Below are 3,810 nucleotides of genomic sequence, written 5' to 3' on the forward strand. Positions count from 1 at the left end.
TCGCCTACCGGTTCGCCGTGATCTTCGGCGCCCCGCTCGGGGGCCTCGCGGTGGCGTTCGGGGGCGCGGTGGCCGCGTTCGGGGTGGCCGGGCTGCTGATCGCGGTGTCGGTACCGCTGCTGATCTCGGTACGGGTCCGGGAGCTGCCGTCGGACGGCACGGCCGCCATCGGCACGACCACCGCGTGGCGCGACCTGGCCGCCGGGCTCCGCTACGTCCGCCGTCACCGTGTCCTCGCGCCCTTGATGCTGGCCATCGCCCTCGGTGACCTGGGGTTCGCCGGCCCGCTCAACGTGGGGCTGACCCTGCTCGCCGACGAGCGGGGCTGGGGAGCGTCCGGGATGGGGTGGGTGCTCGCCGGGTTCGGGGTCGGCGCGGGGACCGCCTCGACGGTGCTGACCGTGCGGGGCCGGCTTCCGCACGCCGGGCAGGTGGCCGGCTACTCGATCATCGCGGGCTGCGTCGCCATCGGCGCTCTCGCCTACGTCCCGGGCGTCCTCGCGGCGGTAGGCATCGCCCTGCTCATCGGGCTGCTTGCCGGGCTCAGCGGCGTCATGTGCGGCGCCCTGCTCCAGACCCACTCCGACCCCGCCTACCTCGGCCGGGTCACCGCCGTCTCCAGCCTGGCCAGCCTCGGCCTCGCCCCCCTCACCATGCCGCTGTCGGCCGCGGCGATCGGCGCGTGGGGCACCGGCCCGGTGTTCGTGGTCAGCGCGGTGGTCTGCGGGCTCGGCGGGGTCATCGCCCTGGGCGTGCGCGACCTGCGCCGGGCCGAGCTGCCCGGCTGAGCTCTCAGATCCCCAGCTGCTTGGCCTCCTGGAGCTTGGCGATCGCGTTCTCGTCGCCGTCCAGCTCCACCTTGGCCACACTCTGCCGGCCGTGCGCGAACAGCAGCAGCTCCGAGGGCTCACCGGTCACCGTCACGACCGGTGCCCCCTTGTGGGCGACCGCCGTCTGCCCGTCCGGGCGGCGCAGCACCAGCCCGGTCGGCGCGCTCCGGCCCACCAGCCGGGCCATCCGCTCCAGCCGCGACCACAGGGCGTCCTGGAACACCGGGTCCAGCTCGCGCGGCGTCCACTCCTCCTGCGCCCGCCGTACGTCCTCGGTGTGGACGTAGAACTCGACCGTGTTGGACGCCTCGTCGAGCTGCTTGAGCTGGAACGGCGAGAAGCGCGGCGGGCCCGTACGGATGAGCTGGATCAGCTCCTCGTACGGCTTGGCCGCGAACTCCGCCATCACCCGGTCCAGGCGCGGCGCGAGCTGCTTGATCATGATGCCGCCGGCCGCGTCGGCACGGCGCTCCCGCACCACCACGTGCGCGGCCAGGTCACGGGTCCGCCAGCCCTCACAGAGGGTCGGGGCGTCCGGGCCCGTCGTCTCCAGGAGGTCGGCGAGAAGAAGTCGTTCACGCTTGGCGAAGGTCGACATACCGTCAGCCTACGACCGCCCACCGGGTCCGCACAGTGGACGTCGACCGGGACTGTCGGTGCCGCGCGGCACAATGGCCCCATGACCAGCGCGCCCCAGTCCAGCAGCCTCGACCCCGAGATCGCCGCCCGCCTCAAGCGGAGCGTCGACGGGCTCGTCCCCGCCATCGCCCAGCAGTACGACACCGGTGAGGTGCTCATGCTCGGCTGGATGGACGACGAGGCGCTGCACCGCACCCTGACGACCGGCCGCTGCACCTACTGGTCCCGCAGCCGCCAGGAGTACTGGGTGAAGGGCGACACCTCCGGCCACTTCCAGCACGTCAAGTCGGTCGCCCTGGACTGCGACGCCGACACGGTCCTGGTGAAGGTCGACCAGATCGGCGCCGCCTGCCACACCGGCGCCCGCACCTGCTTCGACGCGGACGTGCTCCTCAAAGAAGAGCTCGTTGACGAGAGCCTTCTTAAAGAAGGTGCTGATTCCGGCACCGCCGTCTCGGATCAGTAGGGTCAGCCGCCATGGACCTTGACACGTTCCGCAAGCTGGCCACCGACCGTCGCGTCATCCCGGTCACCCGCAAGCTCCTCGCCGACGGCGACACCCCGGTCGCGCTCTACCGCAAGCTCGCCGCGGAGCGCCCCGGCACCTTCCTCCTGGAGTCCGCGGAGAACGGCCGCTCCTGGTCCCGGTACTCCTTCGTGGGCGTCCGCAGCGCCGCCACCCTCACCGCACGCGACGGCCAGGCCCACTGGCTCGGCACCCCACCCGTCGGCGTCCCGGTCGACGGCGACCCCCTCGCCGCCCTGCGCGCCACCATCGACACCCTGCACACCCCCCACCAGGAGGGACTGCCGCCCTTCACCGGCGGCATGGTCGGCTATCTCGGCTACGACATCGTCCGCCGCCTGGAGAAGATCGGCCCCGGCGAGCGGGACGACCTCAGGCTCCCCGAGCTGACCATGCTCCTCACCAGCGACCTCGCCGTGATGGACCACTGGGAGGGCTCGGTCCTGTTGATCGCCAACGCGATCAACCACAACGACCTCGACACGGGCGTCGACGAGGCCTACGCGGACGCGGTGGCCCGCCTGGACGCCATGGAGGCGGACCTCTCCCGCGCGGTGGCCCAGCCGCCCGCCCAGCTCCCGCCCTCCGAGCTGCCGGAGTACACCGTGCTGTGGGGCGGCCCCGACTTCAAGGAGGCCGTCGAGGACATCAAGGAGCGCATCCGCGCGGGCGAGGCCTTCCAGGTCGTCCCCTCCCAGCGCTTCGAAACGCCGTGCACGGCAAGCGCGTTGGACGTGTACCGGGTGCTCCGGGCGACCAACCCGTCCCCGTACATGTACCTGTTCCGCTTCGACGGCTTCGACGTGGTGGGTTCGTCCCCCGAGGCCCTCGTCAAGGTCGAGGACGGCCGCGCGATGGTCCACCCCATCGCCGGCACCCGGCACCGCGGCGCCACCCCGCAGGAGGACCAGGCCCTCGCCGACGAACTCCTCGCCGACCCCAAGGAGCGCGCCGAACACCTCATGCTGGTCGACCTCGGCCGTAACGATTTGGGACGCGTCTGCGAGCCCGGCTCGGTCGAGGTCGTCGACTTCATGTCGGTGGAGCGCTACTCCCACGTGATGCACATCGTCTCGACGGTCACCGGCCGCGTCGCACCCGGCCGCACCGCTTTCGACGTCCTCACCGCCTGCTTCCCCGCCGGCACCCTCTCCGGCGCGCCCAAGCCCCGCGCGATGCAGATCATCGACGAACTGGAGCCCTCCAGAAGGGGGTTGTACGGCGGCTGCGTCGGCTACCTCGACTTCGCAGGCGACTCCGACACCGCCATCGCCATCCGTACGGCCCTCCTCCGCGACGGCACGGCCTACGTCCAGGCGGGCGCCGGCATCGTCGCCGACTCGGACCCGGAACTGGAGGACCAGGAGTGCCGCAACAAGGCTGCGGCCGTCCTCCGCGCGGTGCACACGGCGAACCGGCTCGGGCAATAGGACGAGGGTCATATGAACCCCGGGTGACGGTTCGCCCGGGGTTCGAGCGATAGTGGACTACGTGACTGCAGCTGTTCCACACCCCCGTTCCGAAGGCGAAGGCCCCGCACGCGCCGGCCGCCGCAGCCTCGCCGTAGCGCTGATGAGCGGTGCGCTCGGCGCGGCCGTGGCGCTGCTGGCCACCCGTCAGCGCTGGTCGGAGGGGATCGCGACGGTGGCAGGCGACCCGTTCCCGCTGTCCGCCAAGGGCAGCGACGTCACGGGTGTGCCCGCGGCGCTCGCCATAGTGGGCCTCGCCGCGCTCGTCGCCGTCTTCGCCGTCCGCAGGACGGGCCGCTTCGCGGTCTCCGCCCTCCTCGCGCTCTCCGGCGCCGGCATCGTCGCA

5 protein-coding genes are annotated in these 3,810 nt (G+C 72.2%); 4 read left to right on the plus strand and 1 reads right to left on the minus strand.

Features of this window, described 5'->3' with window-relative positions; genetic code table 11:
* Window positions 1-788: MFS transporter (locus tag R6V09_RS48275; RefSeq protein WP_327097874.1), on the plus strand; the 788-nt coding region annotated here is incomplete at its 5' end.
* Between the two features lie 4 nt (window positions 789-792).
* On the opposite strand, the gene R6V09_RS48280 is transcribed toward R6V09_RS48275, so the two are convergent.
* Window positions 793-1,428 (minus strand): TIGR03085 family metal-binding protein, encoded by a 636-nt coding sequence (locus tag R6V09_RS48280; RefSeq protein ID WP_317887796.1) that lies wholly within the window; start codon window positions 1,426-1,428, stop codon window positions 793-795.
* Window positions 1,429-1,509: 81 nt separating this feature from the next.
* Between R6V09_RS48280 and hisI the strand changes: the two genes are divergently transcribed.
* The 3 genes from hisI to R6V09_RS48295 form a co-directional block, all read left to right on the plus strand.
* Window positions 1,510-1,935 carry a phosphoribosyl-AMP cyclohydrolase gene (gene hisI, locus R6V09_RS48285; RefSeq protein ID WP_317887797.1) on the plus strand — a complete coding sequence of 142 codons (426 nt, stop codon included), beginning with the start codon at window positions 1,510-1,512 and terminating at the stop codon, window positions 1,933-1,935.
* Between the two features lie 11 nt (window positions 1,936-1,946).
* Window positions 1,947-3,425: an anthranilate synthase component I gene (locus R6V09_RS48290; RefSeq protein WP_317887798.1), complete on the plus strand. Its 1,479-nt coding sequence runs from the start codon at window positions 1,947-1,949 to the stop codon at window positions 3,423-3,425.
* 52 nt (window positions 3,426-3,477) lie between these two features.
* On the plus strand, window positions 3,478-3,810 hold a 333-nt coding region (locus R6V09_RS48295), incomplete at its 3' end, for a TIGR02234 family membrane protein (protein ID WP_317887799.1).

Source organism: Streptomyces sp. W16 (genome assembly GCF_033194735.1).
GTDB lineage: Bacteria > Actinomycetota > Actinomycetes > Streptomycetales > Streptomycetaceae > Streptomyces.